This is a genomic window from Acidovorax sp. SDU_ACID1 (assembly GCF_045291395.1).
In the GTDB taxonomy this organism is placed as follows: Bacteria; Pseudomonadota; Gammaproteobacteria; order Burkholderiales; family Burkholderiaceae_C; genus MR-S7.
The window spans coordinates 4,380,990-4,396,234 of sequence record NZ_CP152342.1 but is presented as its reverse complement, the minus strand read 5'-3'; the positions used below and the strand labels follow the sequence as shown (position 1 = coordinate 4,396,234).

The 15,245-nt window shown below is 71.5% G+C and carries 12 protein-coding genes; 1 reads left to right on the top strand and 11 read right to left on the bottom strand.

The features are described from left to right. Positions 1-320: 320 nt before the first annotated feature. The 11 genes from AAG689_RS21565 to soxR all read right to left on the bottom strand — a co-directional run bounded on the left by AAG689_RS21565 (position 321) and on the right by soxR (position 14,027). Complete coding sequence (locus AAG689_RS21565) at positions 321-473, bottom strand: hypothetical protein (protein ID WP_020228583.1); 153 nt, start codon at positions 471-473, stop codon at positions 321-323. A 76-nt stretch (positions 474-549) separates the two neighbouring features. Then, positions 550-2,130: a glucan biosynthesis protein gene (locus AAG689_RS21560; RefSeq protein ID WP_406623703.1), complete on the bottom strand. Its 1,581-nt coding sequence runs from the start codon at positions 2,128-2,130 to the stop codon at positions 550-552. Positions 2,131-2,215: 85 nt separating this feature from the next. Next, positions 2,216-3,415 (bottom strand): threonine ammonia-lyase, encoded by a 1,200-nt coding sequence (locus tag AAG689_RS21555; RefSeq protein ID WP_406623702.1) that lies wholly within the window; start codon positions 3,413-3,415, stop codon positions 2,216-2,218. 68 nt (positions 3,416-3,483) lie between these two features. Beyond that, a complete protein-coding gene (locus tag AAG689_RS21550) occupies positions 3,484-5,964 on the bottom strand; it encodes a TonB-dependent siderophore receptor (RefSeq protein ID WP_406623701.1) in 2,481 nt (826 codons plus the stop codon). A gap of 142 nt (positions 5,965-6,106) precedes the next feature. After that, on the bottom strand, positions 6,107-7,060 hold the full coding sequence (locus tag AAG689_RS21545) for a FecR domain-containing protein (protein ID WP_406623700.1): 954 nt from the start codon (positions 7,058-7,060) through the stop codon (positions 6,107-6,109). Next, positions 7,050-7,562 (bottom strand): sigma-70 family RNA polymerase sigma factor, encoded by a 513-nt coding sequence (locus tag AAG689_RS21540; protein WP_406623699.1) that lies wholly within the window; start codon positions 7,560-7,562, stop codon positions 7,050-7,052. The genes AAG689_RS21545 and AAG689_RS21540 overlap by 11 nt, the downstream gene beginning before the upstream one ends. A 74-nt stretch (positions 7,563-7,636) precedes the next feature. Further along, a complete protein-coding gene (locus tag AAG689_RS21535) occupies positions 7,637-10,069 on the bottom strand; it encodes a TonB-dependent siderophore receptor (protein ID WP_406623698.1) in 2,433 nt (810 codons plus the stop codon). Positions 10,070-10,176: 107 nt separating this feature from the next. Further along, the gene (locus AAG689_RS21530; protein WP_406623697.1) at positions 10,177-11,199 is read right to left on the bottom strand and encodes a FecR domain-containing protein; all 1,023 of its coding nucleotides are present in this window, start codon (positions 11,197-11,199) and stop codon (positions 10,177-10,179) included. Beyond that, on the bottom strand, positions 11,196-11,708 hold the full coding sequence (locus AAG689_RS21525; RefSeq protein WP_406623696.1) for a sigma-70 family RNA polymerase sigma factor: 513 nt from the start codon (positions 11,706-11,708) through the stop codon (positions 11,196-11,198). The genes AAG689_RS21530 and AAG689_RS21525 overlap by 4 nt, the downstream gene beginning before the upstream one ends. A gap of 138 nt (positions 11,709-11,846) precedes the next feature. Next, positions 11,847-13,514, bottom strand: a complete 1,668-nt coding sequence (locus AAG689_RS21520) for an acyl-CoA dehydrogenase family protein (protein ID WP_406623695.1) — start codon at positions 13,512-13,514, stop codon at positions 11,847-11,849. A 51-nt stretch (positions 13,515-13,565) separates the two neighbouring features. Beyond that, positions 13,566-14,027 carry a redox-sensitive transcriptional activator SoxR gene (gene soxR, locus AAG689_RS21515; protein ID WP_406623694.1) on the bottom strand — a complete coding sequence of 154 codons (462 nt, stop codon included), beginning with the start codon at positions 14,025-14,027 and terminating at the stop codon, positions 13,566-13,568. A gap of 90 nt (positions 14,028-14,117) precedes the next feature. Between soxR and AAG689_RS21510 the strand changes: the two genes are divergently transcribed. Next, positions 14,118-15,245: an efflux RND transporter periplasmic adaptor subunit gene (locus tag AAG689_RS21510; RefSeq protein ID WP_406623693.1), complete on the top strand. Its 1,128-nt coding sequence runs from the start codon at positions 14,118-14,120 to the stop codon at positions 15,243-15,245.

The window sequence follows — 15,245 nt, the reverse complement described above, 5'->3', positions numbered from 1 at the left end:
GGGCTTCCTGAAGTTGAAAAACAGTCTTTTCAAAGGAAGCGAACCGGGTCACGACACGAGAGGCCTGCGCGGGGCGAACCCCTGCCGCTGCCTTTGAAAAAACGGCTTGAACGCAGTCGGCGGGCGGATGCGGAGGCTGCATGGCTGCGGCGGCAAGCATGCGCGGGTCGGCTGGGATGACGATTCTATGAAGCCGCCCCCGGCTTGTCTGTCGGACAGGGGGAAAATCTATGCATAACGAGCATGAGGTTATGCATGCGGTGGGCCTGGACGTAAAAAAGCCCCGCCGAGCGGGGCCGGTACGCAGCGCGCGGGCTTTTTCAGGCCATGTACACGGCGATGAAAGCCAGCAGGAGCATCATGGCCGCGCCCACGGCGGGCAGCACCACGGGCACCAGGTGCACCACCGACTCCACGGCGTCGGGGGCATGGTCCTCGCCGGCGTGGGGGACGGTGGTGGTGTCGTGGGCCATGGTGATCTCCTGTGTCGTTGGTGTGTTCGGGCGAGGTGCCAAGTGTAGCGGCATCGTGCGCCGGGCGCACCCCGGGTCAATAGGGCTTGCGGTCGGCCGCCGCAGGCGGCACCCACTGGTAGAGCCAGGTTTCCGTCAGCGGCCGGCCGCCGCTGCGCAGGAACAGGCGGATGGTGATGGGCTCGGTGCTCTCGTCGGGCGGGCGCACGTCGAACATGGCGCGCCAGCCGTCGATGGCGTGCAGCGGCCGTGCCGAGGGAATCTCCACCGTGCCGCGGCTCAGGGTGATGACGGGCTCCACTTGCGTGCCCTCGCCCAGGCGCGCCAGCGCCTCGCCCGCGAAATCCACCGCGAAGCGCCACGAGAAATGCCTGCGCGGCTGCCCCACCACGCCGCCCAGGCCGGTGCGCGTGGCCACGCAGCGCGCCAGCGGCGGACGGGCGGGCGCCTCCGCGCCCCAGTAGAGGCGGTAGCCCACCAGCCATTCCTCGCCCGCCTGCGGCTTGCGCTCGGGGTTCCAGAAGGCCACCACGTTGTCGAAGGTTTCGTCCACCGTGGGGATCTCCACGAGCTGGACCGCGCCCTTGCCCCAATCCTCCTTGGGCTCCACCCAGAGCGAGGGGCGGCGCTCGTAGAACACGCCGTCGTCCTGGTAGTGGTCGAAGTCGCGGTCGCGCTGCAGCAGGCCGAAGCCCTTGGGGTTCTCGTCGGCGAAGGCGTTGAACTGCAGCGTGGGCGGGTTGGTGAGCGGGCGCCAGACCCACTCGCCGTTGCCGCGCCACATCGCCAGGCCGTCGGAATCGTGGATCTCCGGGCGCCAGTCGTTGGCCATGCGCCTGTCGTTCTCGCCGTGCTGGAACATGCTGGTGCACGGCGCCAGGCCCAGGCGCTCGATGGGCTTGCGCGGGTACAGGGCCGCGTCCACGTCCATCACCAGCGTGTCGCCCGGCGTGATGGCGAAGCGGTAGGCGCCCGCGATGCTGGGCGAATCCAGCAGCGCCAGCACCACCACCGTGTTGGAGCCGGGCGCGGGGCGCTCCAGGTAGAAGGCCGTGAAGTCCGGGAACTCCTCCGGGCGGGGCAGGCCGGTGTCGATCGCCAGGCCGCGCGCGGACAGGCCGTACTGCCACTCGCCGCCCACGGCGCGGAAGTAGCTCGCGCCCAGGAAGGCCGCCACGTCGCGCAGCGGGTCGGTGTGGAAGTTCAGGCGAAAGCCCGCGAAGCCCAGGTCCGCCGGCAGCGCGTCCGCCTTGAGGCCGCTCTTGCCGTAGTCGAACAGCGCAGGGTCGTAAGCGAGTTCCTGCGCCTGGCCGTCGGCCAGCTCGTAGAGGCGCACGGGGCGCTTGAAGAACAGCCCCAGGTGGAAGAACTGCGCCTGGAAGCGGCGCTTCTCGCCGGCCCACAGCGCGTGGTCGGCGCGAAAGCGCAGGGCCTGGTACTGGTCCCAGTCCAGCGCGGCCACCGGCGGCGGCAGCTGGGCCGTGGGCGGCACGTGCGGGCGGGCAGCCAGGGCGCGGGCTTGGCCCTTGAGGGCGGCGTAGTCGAACGGGCGGGGCGCGCCCAGGGGCTTGAGGGCGGCGAAGGCCGGGGTCCAGTTCAGGAGGGCCAGGGCCGCGCCCTGGCCGAGCGAGCGCATGAAACGGCGTCGTGAAGGCATGGGCCGCAGTGTGCCCAAGCGTGCGGCGGTTTCCTGCAACGCCGTGTGCCCCGCCGGGGTTTTGGGCGCAAAAAGCGGCCTTTTCCTACATCAGCGCCGCTTCCATCTCCGCGGCGCGCAGGCGCTCGAGCACCTGCTGCACGTGGGCCTGGCCGCGCGTCTGCAGCACCAGCTCGATCTCCACGTTCTGTGCGGCCAGCACGGTGAAGGCGCGCTGGTGGTGCACCTCCTCGATGTTGGCGCCCGCTTCGGCCACGGTGGCGGTGATGCGCGCCAGCACGCCCGGTATGTCGCGCGCGCTGACCTTGATGCGCGCCAGCCGGCCCGAGCGCACCATGCCGCGCTCGATGATGGCCGCCAGCAGCATTGGGTCGATGTTGCCGCCCGAGAGCACCAGCCCCACCCGCTTGCCCGCGAAGCGCGCGGGGTGCTTGATGAGCGCCGCCAGTCCGGCCGCGCCCGCGCCCTCGACCAGCGTCTTCTCGATCTCCAGCAGCATCAGCACGGCCTGCTCGATGTCGCCCTCGTCCACCAGCAGCAGGTCGTCCACCAGGCGCGCCACCACCTCCTGGGTGATCTTGCCCGGCGCGCCCACGGCAATGCCCTCGGCGATGGTGGCATTGCCCATGGGGTGCTGCGTGCCCTGCACGGCGTTGACCATGGACGGAAAGCGCTGCGTCTGCACGCCCACCACCTCGATGCCCGGCTTGAGCGCCTTGGCCGCCGTGGCCACGCCCGCGATGAGGCCGCCGCCGCCCACGGAGAGGACGAGCACGTCCAGCCCCGGCTGCTCGCGCAGCATCTCCAGCGCCAGCGTGCCCTGGCCCGCGGCAATGGCTTCGTCGTCGTAGGGGTGCACGAAGGTCAGGCCCTGCTGATCGGCGAGCTGATAGGCATGCGCGCGCGCTTCCTCCAGCGTGTCGCCGTGCAGCACCACCTCGGCGCCGAAGCCGCGCGTGCGCTCCACCTTCACGCCGGGCGTGAAGCGTGGCATGACGATCACCGCGCGCACGCCCAGGCGCTGCGCGTGGTAGGCGACGCCCTGGGCATGGTTGCCCGCGCTCATCGCCACCACGCCGCGCGCGCGCTCGCCGGGCGAGAGCTGCGCGAGCCGATTGCACGCGCCGCGTTCCTTGAACGAGGCGGTGAACTGCAGGTTCTCGAACTTGAGGAACACCTGCGCGCCTACGACCTCGGAGAGCGTCTTGGATTCCACGCAGGGCGTTTGCAGCACGTGGCCGCGCAGGCGTTCGGCGGCGGCCTGGATGTCTTGGAGGCTGAGCATCCGGCGATTGTGGCGCCAACTTCCAGGCCGTCCCTGGACCGGTGTCACGCCGCGCCAGTGCCGCCGTTTCAGAACTGGTGCCGCAAGGTCATGAGGAAGTTGCGCGGGGCGCCCCAATAGCCGCCGCCGTAGCCCCCGAAGCCTGCGTAATAGTGCTTGTCCAGCACGTTGTCGATGTGGAGCGACAACCGTGTCTGCCGGGTCAGGTCGTAATGGGCGGAGAGGTTGAGCAACGCATAGGCGCCTTGCACGCGGGTTGCCGTCACGCCGCCGAAGGTCTTGGTGGTTTCCATGCGGCTTTGCCAGCTCAGCGCGCCGCCGATACGCAACCGGCTCCAGGCGCCCGGGAGCCGGTAGTCCGTGGACAGCTTCAGCAGGTGGTTGGGCGGCAGGGCCGAGTCGAACAGCCCCAGCTCGGCTTCGCGCCGGGTGCGCTTCAGCGTGTAGCCGCCATAGATGTTCCAGTGCGGCGCCAGCTTGCCGGAGATCTCCACCTCCACGCCGCGCGACAGCATGCCCTTGCCATTGCGGTAGGCGTAGTCGCCGGAGGGCGTGGTGCGGTCGCCGTCGGACTCCGCGTTGTTCCTTTCCTCGGTGCTGAAGAATGCGATGCTGCCCTGCAGCGCATTGCCGGGCAGCGCGCCCTTGGCGCCGATCTCGACGTTGCGCCCGACGATCGGGTCCAGCCTGTCGCCGTTCACGTCGGTGAAGGTCTGGGGCGTGAAGATTTCCGCGTAGCTCGCGTAGAGCGAAAGGCCGGGAGACACGTCGTACACCATGCCCAGGAAGGGCGTGAGGACGCGCTTCTCCTCCTTGGCGCTGCCCCAGGCGTAGGCGCCATCCACCAGATAGCGGTGGCTGCTGTCCTTGTAGGAAGTCAGGCGGGCGCCTGGAATGACGGCCAGGGTGTCGGTGATGCGCAGCTGGAGCGCGCCATGCGCGGCCACCTGGCGGGTCTTGCGGTACCAGTAACCCCAGTGCGCCAGCGTGGGGTGCGCGAAATCGTTGTCCCAGGTGAAGAAGTCCGGAATGTCCAGGTACAGCGCCCGGCCGGGCCGGCTGGCCGAGTAATAGACATCGGAATGGCCGTCGATGTCCGAGTAGTGCGCCCCGAAGTGAGCCTGGTGCTGGCGCCCCCAGAGCGTGAAGCCGCCGCTGGCGGACGCATTGAGCACCGTCGTCTTGTTGGTGTCGGGCCCCTGCGAGACGTTGGCGCGCACGCCCGACCCATCGAGCGCGGGCCAGTCGTACGCGCCGGACACCAAGTCCTGCTCCCGGTGGTTCTCCAGCCGGTGGGCCGAGAACTTCCCGACCCAGGCGTTGCCGAAGTGGTGCTCCACCTCGGCGAAGAGGGAGCGCGTGGTCGTGTCGAACCGCCCCCACTTGACGCCGGGGTTGCGCGTGCGTGGCGCGTCGTAGGGCGTGCCGTCGCGCAGGAACAGCGGCAGCGGCCCCCAACTCGGGGCGTCGGCATTGCTGGTGACCTGCTCGGCGCCCACGGTGAGCAGCGTGGTGGGCGCCAGGTCGGCTTCCAGCACGGCGTAGACGTCCGTGCGCTTCTGGCGGTAGTGCTCCATGAAGGACTGGCGGTCCTGGTACGCCGTGACCAGCCTGCCGCGCAGCGAGCCTTCCGCGTTGAGCGGGGAGGAAATGTCCAGCAGGGTGCGATAGCGGTTCCAGGAGCCCAGGTTCGCCTCCACGGCCGCCTGGAAGGTGCGGGTGGGTTTCTTGCGTACCAGGTTGATTGCCCCGGCGGGAGTGCCGACGCCGTTGAGCAGGCCGGACGCGCCGCGCACCACTTCCACGCGGTCGTACGCGGCCGCATCCTGCAGCAGGTAGGCGTACCCGAACAGGTTGTCGCCCGTCGGCAGGGGCGCGCCATCGAGTTGCAGCGACGGAACCGAGAAGCCGCGAATGGTGGGGTAGGCACGCTCGCTGTCGGACTGGTCCATGTGGACGCCCACGGTTTGTTCCAGAACCTCTTGGACGCTGTGCAGCGCCTGGTCGTCCATCTGCTGGCGGGTGACCGTGGTGACCGACTGCGGGGTTTCGCGCAGCGCCAGACGCAGGCCGGTTGCCGTGCCGCTGGGGCCGGCCGGGGCATAGGAGCCGCTGCCCTCGGTGGTTGCCTCGGCCTGCGCGACGACCCGGACTTCGGCCAGTTGGACATGGGGCCCGGCTTCTGGCGCAGGGGTTTGCGGTATGCGCCGCAGCACATAGGCGCCTTGCGGGCCGGCGGAGGCCGACAGGCCCGTGCCCGCCAGCAGCGCATCCAGTGCCTGCCGGGTGGACAGGCTGCCGCTGGCGCCCCGGGTCCGCTCGCCCGCCACGAGTTCCGGCGCAAAGGTGATCAGCGTGCCCGACTCCCGCCCCCACTGGTTGAGCGCGGGGCCGAGCGGCCCGGCGGGAATGGCGTAGCTGCGGACAGCCGTCGTTGCGGCCGGCTGGGCCGATGCATTGTGCGGCAGGGCCGCGAAGGCCGCCAGGCTGGCGCAGAGCAGTTGCGTGGCGAAGGTGGTGCCGCGAGCGCGGGACGGGTGGTGGTGCATGTGCCCTCGGATGGTTGGTGATGGTTGGGTCCGAAAGGCTTGACACGCGTGGCGGCCGGATTGGCCGCTTTTCTTGGCGTTGCGAATGAAATCGGCCTCTAGCGCTTGTCCAGCAAGCGCAGGCAGCTATCAAAACAGGAATTCAGGGCGACGCCTGCCGTTCCACCACCACCCACCAGCGCGTGCGGCTGCGCACCTGAACGGGCAGCGAGAGCGTGAGCGCGGCCAGCACGCGGTCGGTGTCGGCCAGCGGGTAGCTGCCCGACACGCGCAGCCCCGCCGCATCGGGCGCGCAGCGCAGCACGCCGGGGCGGTGACGGCCCAGTTCGGCGAGGAAATCGGGCAGCGGCATGCCGTCGGCCACCAGCATGCCGTCGGCCCAGGCGGCGGCGCTGTCCTGCAGCGGCGCGGGCGGGCTGGCGGCGGTGGCGGTGAAGCGGCCCTGCTCGCCGGCCGACAGGCGTTGCGCGGCGTGCGGCGCCTGCGCGGGGGTGAGTTCCACCGCGCCTTCGAGCACGGCCACGGTGGTGTGCCCGCCGTGCTGGCGCACGGTGAAGCGCGTGCCGATGGCGCGCACCGTGCCCTCGGCCGTGCGCACGCGCAGGGGGCGGTCGGCAGCATCCGGCGCGCTGCGCACCAGGATCTCGCCCGCGCGCAGCACGATCAGGCGCTCGGCGGCGCTGTAGCGCACGTCCACGGCGCTGGCGGTGTTGAGCAGGAGGCGCGTGCCGTCGGCCAGCACCGTCTCGCGCCGCTCGCCGGTGGCGGTGGAGTGGTCGGCCGCCATCTGCTGCCAGGTGCCCGTCTGCCGCGCGGCCAGCAGCCCGCCCGCGCCGGCGGTCAGCAGCACGGCCAGCCGCACCGCATGGCGGCGCGCCAAGCCGGGGGCGGCCAGCGTCTGCAGGGCCAGGGGCGTAGAGACGCTGCGCAATTGCCCGTCCACCTCGGCGATGCGCTGCCAGGCGCGCGCGTGCAGCGGGTCGGCGGCCAGCCAGGCCTGCCATTGCTGGCGGGCGCCTTCGCTTCCGCCGTCCAGCGCCAGCAGCCAGCGCACGGCGGCACGGGCGACGTGCGGCGGAATCGGATCAGTCGGCATGGAAGTAGCAGCGCTCGGCCGCCGCCGCCAGGTGCCGGCGCACGCTGGTGCGCGAGATGCCGAGCTGCGCGGCGATCTGCTCCTGTGTCAGCTCCTCCAGCCGCCACAGCAGGAAGGCCTTGCGCGCGGCCAGGGGCAGGCCGTCCAGCAGGCGGTCGATGGCGACCAGCGTCTCCAGCACCATCAGGCGCGCGTCGGGCGGGGGTGCCACGGGCTCGGGCAGGGTGGCCAGGGCGTCGAGGTAGGCGCGCTCGATCTGCCGGCGCCGCAGGTGGTTCGCCAGCAGGCGTTGGGAGATGGTGGTGAGGTAGGCACGCGGCTCGGCCACCGTGTCCGCCGGCTGGCCGCGCGCGGTGAGCACGCGCACGAAGGTGCTCTGCGCGAGGTCGGCGGCGTCCCAGGCGCAGCCCAGCTTGCGGCGCAGCCGCGCCACCAGCCAGCCGTGGTGCTGCAGGTACAGGGCCTGGGTGGCCTCGGCGTGGGTGGGGGAGGGCGCGGGCATGGCGGGCGCTTTAATGAGAATGCATCGCATTCTATGTGTTGCGGACGCCACCGCCGGGTGCGCCTGGGTCCGGTTCAGAAGTCGTAGCGCATGCCCACGTTCACGCTGCGCGGCGCGCCCCAGGTGTACATCAGGCCCACGGCACTGAAGTTGGTGAGTCCGGCCAGGTAGTGCTTGTCCAGCGCATTGTTCACGTTCAGGCTGAACGACAGGTGCCTGTCGACCTGGTAGCGGGCCATCAGGTCCAGCAGCGCATAGCCCTGCTGCGCCAGCGTGGCCGCGCTGTTGCTCACCGCCGTCTTGCCCTGCCAGCGCGTGGCGGCGCCCACGGTCAGCCCGCGCAGGGTGCCGCCGTCGAAGCGGTAGGTGGTGCCGAGCTTGAACTGGTACTTGGGATACTGGCTTGTGGTGCTGAGCGAGCTGCTTTGCTGCACCAGGCTGCCCTGCGCCTGCCAACCGCGCGCCAGTTCGCCCGACAGCTCCAGCTCCCAGCCGCGCCGCATGGCGCTGGAGACGGCGCGGTAGGCCGTGTCGCCGCCGGGGGTGAGGCCGCCGCTCTCCTCGGCGGTGTTGCGGGTCTTCATCCAATAGTGGCTGATGCCAACGTTCAGACGCTTGTCGAAGAATTCGCCCTTGGCGCCGGCCTCGTAGGTGCTGCCCTCTTCGGGGGCCAGCGTGCGGCCCTGCTCGTCCTGCGCGGTCTGGGGCTGGAAGATGCTGGCGTAGCTCGCGTAGAGCGACACGTTCGGGTGCACCTCGTAGACCAGCCCGGCATACGGCGTGGTCACGCCGTTTTCCTTCATGTCGTAGTTCCACCAGTAGGGCGTGATGTCGCGCTCCTCGTACCGGGTCACGCGCAGTCCTGCGATCAGCTGCAGCGGGTCGGCCATGCGGAAGCGCCCGGCGGCGTATGCGTAGCGCTGCTTCTGGCTGAAACTGTTGTCGCCATAGTTCCAGCCGCTGGCATCGGGCTGGGGCAGCGTGGCGCCGCCCTGGGCGAAGCTAGCCCCCAGGTCCGCGAGCGGAACCAGCGTCAATGGGTTGAGGGGCAACTGCACGTCGCTGCGAAAGCGCGAGATGCCTGCGCCGGCCAGCAGCTCGTGCGTGCGGCCCAGCAGGTCGAATGTGCCCTTGACGTCCAGGTTCACCGTCCAGTTGCGGCTCTCCATGTCGCGCCAGCGTCCGAAGCTCGCGCGGTCCTGGTCGTAGAAATAGCCCGCGACCATGTCGTCCATGGCCACGCGTTGGTGCGAGAACTTGAGCGTGGCCGTCCAGTCGTCCGCCAAGCGCTGCTCCAGGCTGCCGAAGAGATTGAGCGCGTCCTGCTCGTACCCGCCCCAGGGCGCCCCCACGTTGAACGAACGCGGCATCCACGGCACTGCGGCGCCCGCGCGGGTGTAGCGCTGGATGGGCTGCGTGGTGCCGATGCCGCGTGCCTCGCGCCGGCGGTAGGTCATGCCTACGTTGAGCAGCGTGTCGGGCGCCAGGTCGGCCTCTAGCGTGCCGTACAGCATCTTGCTGCGGTTCTTCTCGTGGTCGCGGAAGCCTCCCGCATCCATGCCGGACGCCACCAGCCTCCCGCGCAGCGTGCCGGCTTCGTTGAGCGGACCGCCCACATCGGCCTCGGCGCGGTAGGTGTCCCAGCTGCCGGCGCTGGCGCGCACGCTGGCCTGGAACTCGCGCGTGGGCCGCTTGCGCACCATGTTGACGGTGGCGCCGTAGTTGCCCTTGCCGACCACCAGGCCCGATGAGCCCTTGAGCACCTCGATGCGGTCCATCTCCGCCATGTCGTCCAGCGCATACATGGTGCTGGTCAGGTAGTACCAGCCGCTGCTGACCTGGGCCATGCCGTCGGTCTGCAGGTTGACGCTGGCCCCGCGCGCCTGGAAGTCGGTGGCGTTGTTCTGGCGGTAGACGCCGATGCCGGGCGTCTGCTCCAGCACGTCGGTCAGCGTTTCCAGCTTGAAGTCGTCCATCCGCTGGCGCGTCATCACGCTGACGGACTGCGGCGTCTCCCGCAGCGACAGGCCCAGCCCCGTGGCCGTGCGGCTGGGGCCGGTCTGGGTGTAGCTGCCGGTGCCTTCGGTGGCGCCGTTGTCGCGCACGGCCGCCGCAGTCACGGTGACGGGGGCCAGCGCCACGGAGGTGCCGTCACCGCCGGCGGCCGGCGTGGGCTGCGGCGCCGCCTGCAGCGTGTAGCCGCCGCCTTCGCGCGCCACGGCGCGCAGCCCTGTGCCCTCGAGCAACTGCGCGAAGCCCTGGGCCACGCCGTGGCTGCCTTGCAGGCCCGGGGTGCGCAGCCCGTTCGTCTGCGCGGGCGTGAACGACAGGCTCACGCCCGCCTGCCCGGCGAAGGCCGAGAGCGCCGGGGCCAGCGGGCCGGGAGCAATGGCATAGCTGCGTGGGGCCTGCTGCGCCTGCGGCTGGGCCAGGGCGCCCGGAGGCAGGGCGGCGGCGAACAGGCAGGCCAGCGCCACGGGGCGCAAGGCGGGAAGGGTGGGGGTCATGGGCGGATTCCTCGTCGGTGGTTCAGCGGATGCGAGGCCCCGGAGACGGGGCAATCCGCTGCTTGCCGGACGAGCCGGGGCCAAAGTGCCAGCCTGGCGAAAAAAAGTCAGCCCGCGCCGCGCGGCACCACGGTCACCCACCAGCGCGTGCGCAGCAGCACCTGCACGGGCAGGGTTTCGCGCAGCAGGGCGAGCACGTACTCGGTATCCGCGAGCTGGAACGCGCCCGAGATGCGCAAATCCGCCACCTCGGGCGCGCAGCGGACCACGCCGGGGCGGTAGCGCGCCAGCTCTTCCAGGAAATCGGCGAGGCGCATGCCGTCGGCATACAGCACGCCGTGCAGCCAGCCGGGCGCGCCGTCCGGTGCGGCCTGCGGCAGCAGCGCGTTGGATTCGGGCGGCGCGGCCCCGGCGGCGCCGAGGACGGTGTGCTGGCCCGCGTCCACGACGAGCGGCGCGCCGCCGCCGCGCGGCGTGGCCTCCACGCGGTGCTCCAGCACGGTGAGCCGGGTGCGCGGGGCGCCGCCGCCGTCCTCGATGCGCACGACGAAGCGGGTGCCCAGCGCGCGCAGGCGGCCCTGGGGCGTCTCGACGATGAAGGGGCGGTGCGTGCCCGGCGTGTCGGGCGCGGTGCGCACGTACACCTCGCCCCGGTGCAGGCGCACGAGGCGCTGCGCGTCGCTCCAGGCCACGTCCAGCGCGGTGGCGGTGTTCAGGGTGAGGCGGCTGCCGTCGGCCAGCAAGGCTTCGCGGCGCTCGCCGGTGGCCGTGGCGTAGTCGGCCGTCCAGCCCTGCCAGGGCACGTGGCGCCAGCCCAGCCAGGCGGCGGGTGCGGCCACGCCGAGCAGGGCCAGGGTGCGCAGCACGGCGCGGCGGCTGGCGTGCGTGGAGGGGCGCATGGTCGGGCGCGTGAGTACGGGCACGCCCAGCGCGGGCGGCACGGCGCCGAACTGGCGCGCCAGGCGCTCGGCCTTCTGCCATGCGGCCTCGTGCGCGGGGTGCGCGGCGCGCCAGCGCTCGCAGGCGGCGAAGTCGGCGGCGACTGCGTTGCCCGAGTGCAGGCGCACCAGCCAGCGCGCCGCCGCGCGGACGACGGCGGGGTCGAGCGCGGGCACCGCCGTCGCGCTCATTCCATCAGCGTGAGGCACAGCTCGAACCCCTGCGCCATGTAGCGCTTGACGGTGCGCTCGCTCACGCCCACCCGGGCCGCGATCTGCGCGTAGCCCAGTCCCTGCAGCTGCGAGAGCACGAACACCTCGCGCGCCTTGGGCGCCAGGCGGCCGAGCAGGTCGTCGAGCTGCTGCAGCGCCTGGCGGATGGCGAGCGCGTCCTCGGGCGCGGGCGCGTGTTCCTCGGGCAGCGCGGCGAGGGTGTCGAGCCAGGCCTGCTCCAGCGAGCGGCGCCGCCAGTGGTCGTGCAGCAGGCCGCGCGCGATGGTGGTGAGGTAGGCGCGCGGCTCGCGCAGGCCCGGCAGCACCTCGGGCCTGAGCAGCACGCGCACGAAGGTGTCGTGCGCCAGGTCGGCCGCGCCGTCCGGGCAGCGCAGGCGGCGGCGCAGCAGGGCCAGCAGCCAGCCGTGGTGCTCCCGGTAGAGGGCCTGCACCGGGTCGAGGGGTGCGCGCAGGGAGGCGGGAGGCATGGCGGGTGTCTGGGATTAAATGAGAATGTGTCGCATTCTATAGAACCCTGTCCTGCTGGATACCGGGGGGTGCATGCTATCGAAAAAGTAGCTGCTTGCGCTTTCTGTATAAGCGCTGGAGGCGGATTTCGCTTGAATCTACCCTGCGAAGGCGCGTGCCAGGATCGCACCCACGTCCAGCCCGCGCGTGTCGATGGCGCCCGCCACGCGGCCCGCGCCGCCGCCCTCCAGCCGCGTGGCGATGAACGCATCGGCCACGCAGGCGGGCGCCTGCGCGCGCAGCAGGCAGGCCTGGGCCACGAGCACCAGTCGCTGCGCGAGCATGCGGCCCAGGCCCTCCAGTTCGGCGGGCGGGGCGGCCAGCAGCGCCTGCAGTTCATGCAGTGCGGCAGCGATGCGCGGCTCGCCCTGCGCGGCGTGCAGCAGATCGGCCAGCAGGGCCTGGGCGGCCTCGGGCTCGCGCGAGAGGGCGCGCAGCACGTCCAGGCACATCACGTTGCCGGAGCCTTCCCAGATGGAGTTGACGGGCGCCTCGCGGAACAGGCGCGCCATCACGCCGCCTTCCACGTAGCCGTTGCCGCCGAAGACTTCCATGGCCTCGCCCGTCAGCTCCACTGCGCGCTTGCAGACCCAGAACTTGGCGGCGGGCGTCATTACGCGCTTCCAGGCGCGCTGGGCGGGAGCGTCGTCGTTTTCATAGGCTTCGGCCAGGCGCATCAGCAGCGCCAGCGCGGCTTCGCTCTCCAGCGCCAGGTCGGCCAGCACGGCGCGCATCAGCGGCTGCTCGGCCAAGGCCTTGCCGAAGGCGTGGCGCTGGCGCGTGTAGGCGATGGCCTGCACCGTGGCCTGCCGCAGGATGGCGGCGCTGCCGGCCACGCAGTTCAGGCGCGTGTAGGTCGCCATCTCGATGATGGTCGGGATGCCCCGGCCTTCCTCGCCCATGAGCAGGCCCCAGGCGTCCTGGAACTCGACCTCGCTGCTGGCGTTGCTGCGGTTGCCCACCTTGTCCTTGAGGCGCTGCACGACCACCGCGTTCCTGCTGCCGTCGGGGCGCCAGCGCGGCACGTAGAAGCAGGCCAGGTTGGAAGAGGATTGGCCGCCCTCGCCGGTGCGCGCGACGACGAGGTGCGCGTCGCTCGTCGGCGCCGAGAAGAACCACTTGTGCCCGCGCAGCAGGTATTCGCCGCCGCGCCCGCCCGCGCCGGTGGGTGTGGCGACGGTGGTGTTGGCGCGCACGTCGGAGCCGCCCTGCTTCTCGGTCATGCCCATGCCGAGCCAGACGCTGGCCTTGTCCTGCGCGGGCACGTCGCGCGGGTCGTAGGCGCGGCTGTAGAGCTTGCCGCGCAGCTGCTCCCACAGCGCGGGTTCGCGCTGCAGCAGCGGGATGCTGGCCTGCGTCATCGTCGCGGGGCACAGCGTGCCCTGTTCCACTTGGCCGTGCAGGTAGAAGCCCGCCGCCCAGGCGGCCCAGCGGCCCGTGCGCGTTTCCTCGAAGGGCAGGCCGACGAGTCCCTGCGCGCGGTACAGCGCCATGAGCGTGTGCCAGCTCGGGTGGAACTCCACCGCGTCGATGCGCCGCCCGCGCGTGTCGAAGGCGTGCAGCGCAGGCCCATGGCGGTTGGCCTGCTCGGCGAGCGCGTAGGTCTCGGCACTGCCCAGCTGGCGCGCGTAGCCGCCAAGCCAGGGCCGGGCCCACTGGGCGCCCGCGCGCGCGAGGGCTTCGCCCAGGGCCGGATCGGTGCCGAGCGGGTCGTAGCCGGTCAGCTCGGGGAACTGGTTGAAGACGCTGTGGGTGTGCCAGTCCATGGTGTGCCTGCCTTTCGTGCCTGGATCGCCGCCAAAGTCTATCCAGGGTCCCTAGTCCTCCATGGGGTCGCCCAGCCAGCGGCGCGCGCCGGCGCCGTTCTGGCCGCAGCGGTCGCCGGCGTTGTAGAGCGCGCAGCTGCGCATCGACAGGCAGCCGCAGCCGATGCACTGGTCCAGGCTGGAACTCAGTCGCTGCAGCTCGGCCATGCGCTGGTCCAGGCGCTCCTTCCAGACGCGCGACATGCGCTCCCAGTCGCGGCCGGTGGGCACGTGGCGCGTGGGCAGCTTGCGCAGCTGCTCGGCGATCTCCTCCAGCGTGAAGCCGATGCGCTGGGCGAACACGACGAAGGCGATGCGCCGCAGCGCGGAGCGGTGGTAGCGCCGGTGGCTGCCCTCGCCGCGCACCGATTCGATCAGCCCCAGCGATTCGTAGAACCGCAGCGCGGACGCCTTGACGCCGCTGCGCTGCGCCACCTGGCCGATGCCCAGCAACGGATCGTCCTCAATTTTCATGGGTGTTTCTCCAGGGGCCGTTTGACTTCAAGTTTACTTGAGCTTTGAGAATGCGCCGCATCGTTATCCAACCAAGTAGAGAGAGCACACATGCACAAGAAGAGATGGCTCCACGGCGCACTGCGCTGGGCAATGGCGGGCGGCGCGGCAGCGGTGCTTACGGGCTGCGGCGCCCAGGCCGATACCTCCGCCCAGGCCCCGGCGGCGGCAGAGGTGCGCGTGCAGACCGTGCAGGCCCAGGCGGTGCGGCAGTGGGACGAGTTCCAGGGCCGCATCCGCGCGGTGGATTCGGTAGAGCTGCGCCCGCGCGTGAGCGGCTACATCGAACACGTGGCGGCGCGGGAAGGCCAGGAGGTGCGCAAGGGCCAGCTGCTGTTCGCCATCGATGCGCGCCCCTACCGCGCCGCGCTGGCCAGCGCCCAGGCGCAGCGCGAGCGCAGCCACCGCGCCGCGGAGCTGGCGCAGGCCCAGCACCACCGTGCCCAGCAACTGGTGGGCGAGCGGGCCATCTCGCAGGAGGAGGCCGACCACCGCGCCGCCGCGCTGGCGCAGGCCCAGGCGCAGGTGCGCGCCGACGAGGCCGCCGTGGAGGCCGCGCGGCTGAACCTGGAGTTCACCGAGGTGCGCGCGCCGGTGGCCGGCCGCATGGGCCGGGCGCTGCTGACCGTGGGCAACCTGGTCCAGGCCGACCAGAGCCTGCTGACCACGGTGGTCTCGCAGGACCCGGTGTACGTGGACTTCGATGCCGACGAGCACAGCTACCTGCGCTACCGCCAGTTGGCCGGCGGCGCCCAGGCCGTGCGCGTGGGCCTGGCCGATGAGCAGGGCTTTCCGCACGAGGCCCGCCTGCAGTTCATGGACAACCAGCTCGACGCCGGCACCGGCACCATCCGCGTGCGCGCGCGGCTGGCGAACCCGCAGCAGCGCTTCACGCCCGGCCTGTTCGCCCGCGTGCAGCTGCAGGGCGCCCGCGACGCCCAGGCCCTGCTGATCGACGACAAGGCCGTGCTGGTGGACCAGGACCGGCGCTACGTCTACGTGGTCGGACCGGACCAGCGCGCCGAGCGCCGCGACGTGCGGCTGGGGCGCATGGTGGACGGGCTGCGCGTGGTCGAGTCGGGCCTGCGCGAGGGCGACGCGCTCGTGGTGGGCGGCGTGCAGCGCATCCACTACCCCGGCATGCCGCTGCAGCCGCAAACGCAGCCGCAGGGGCAGTGA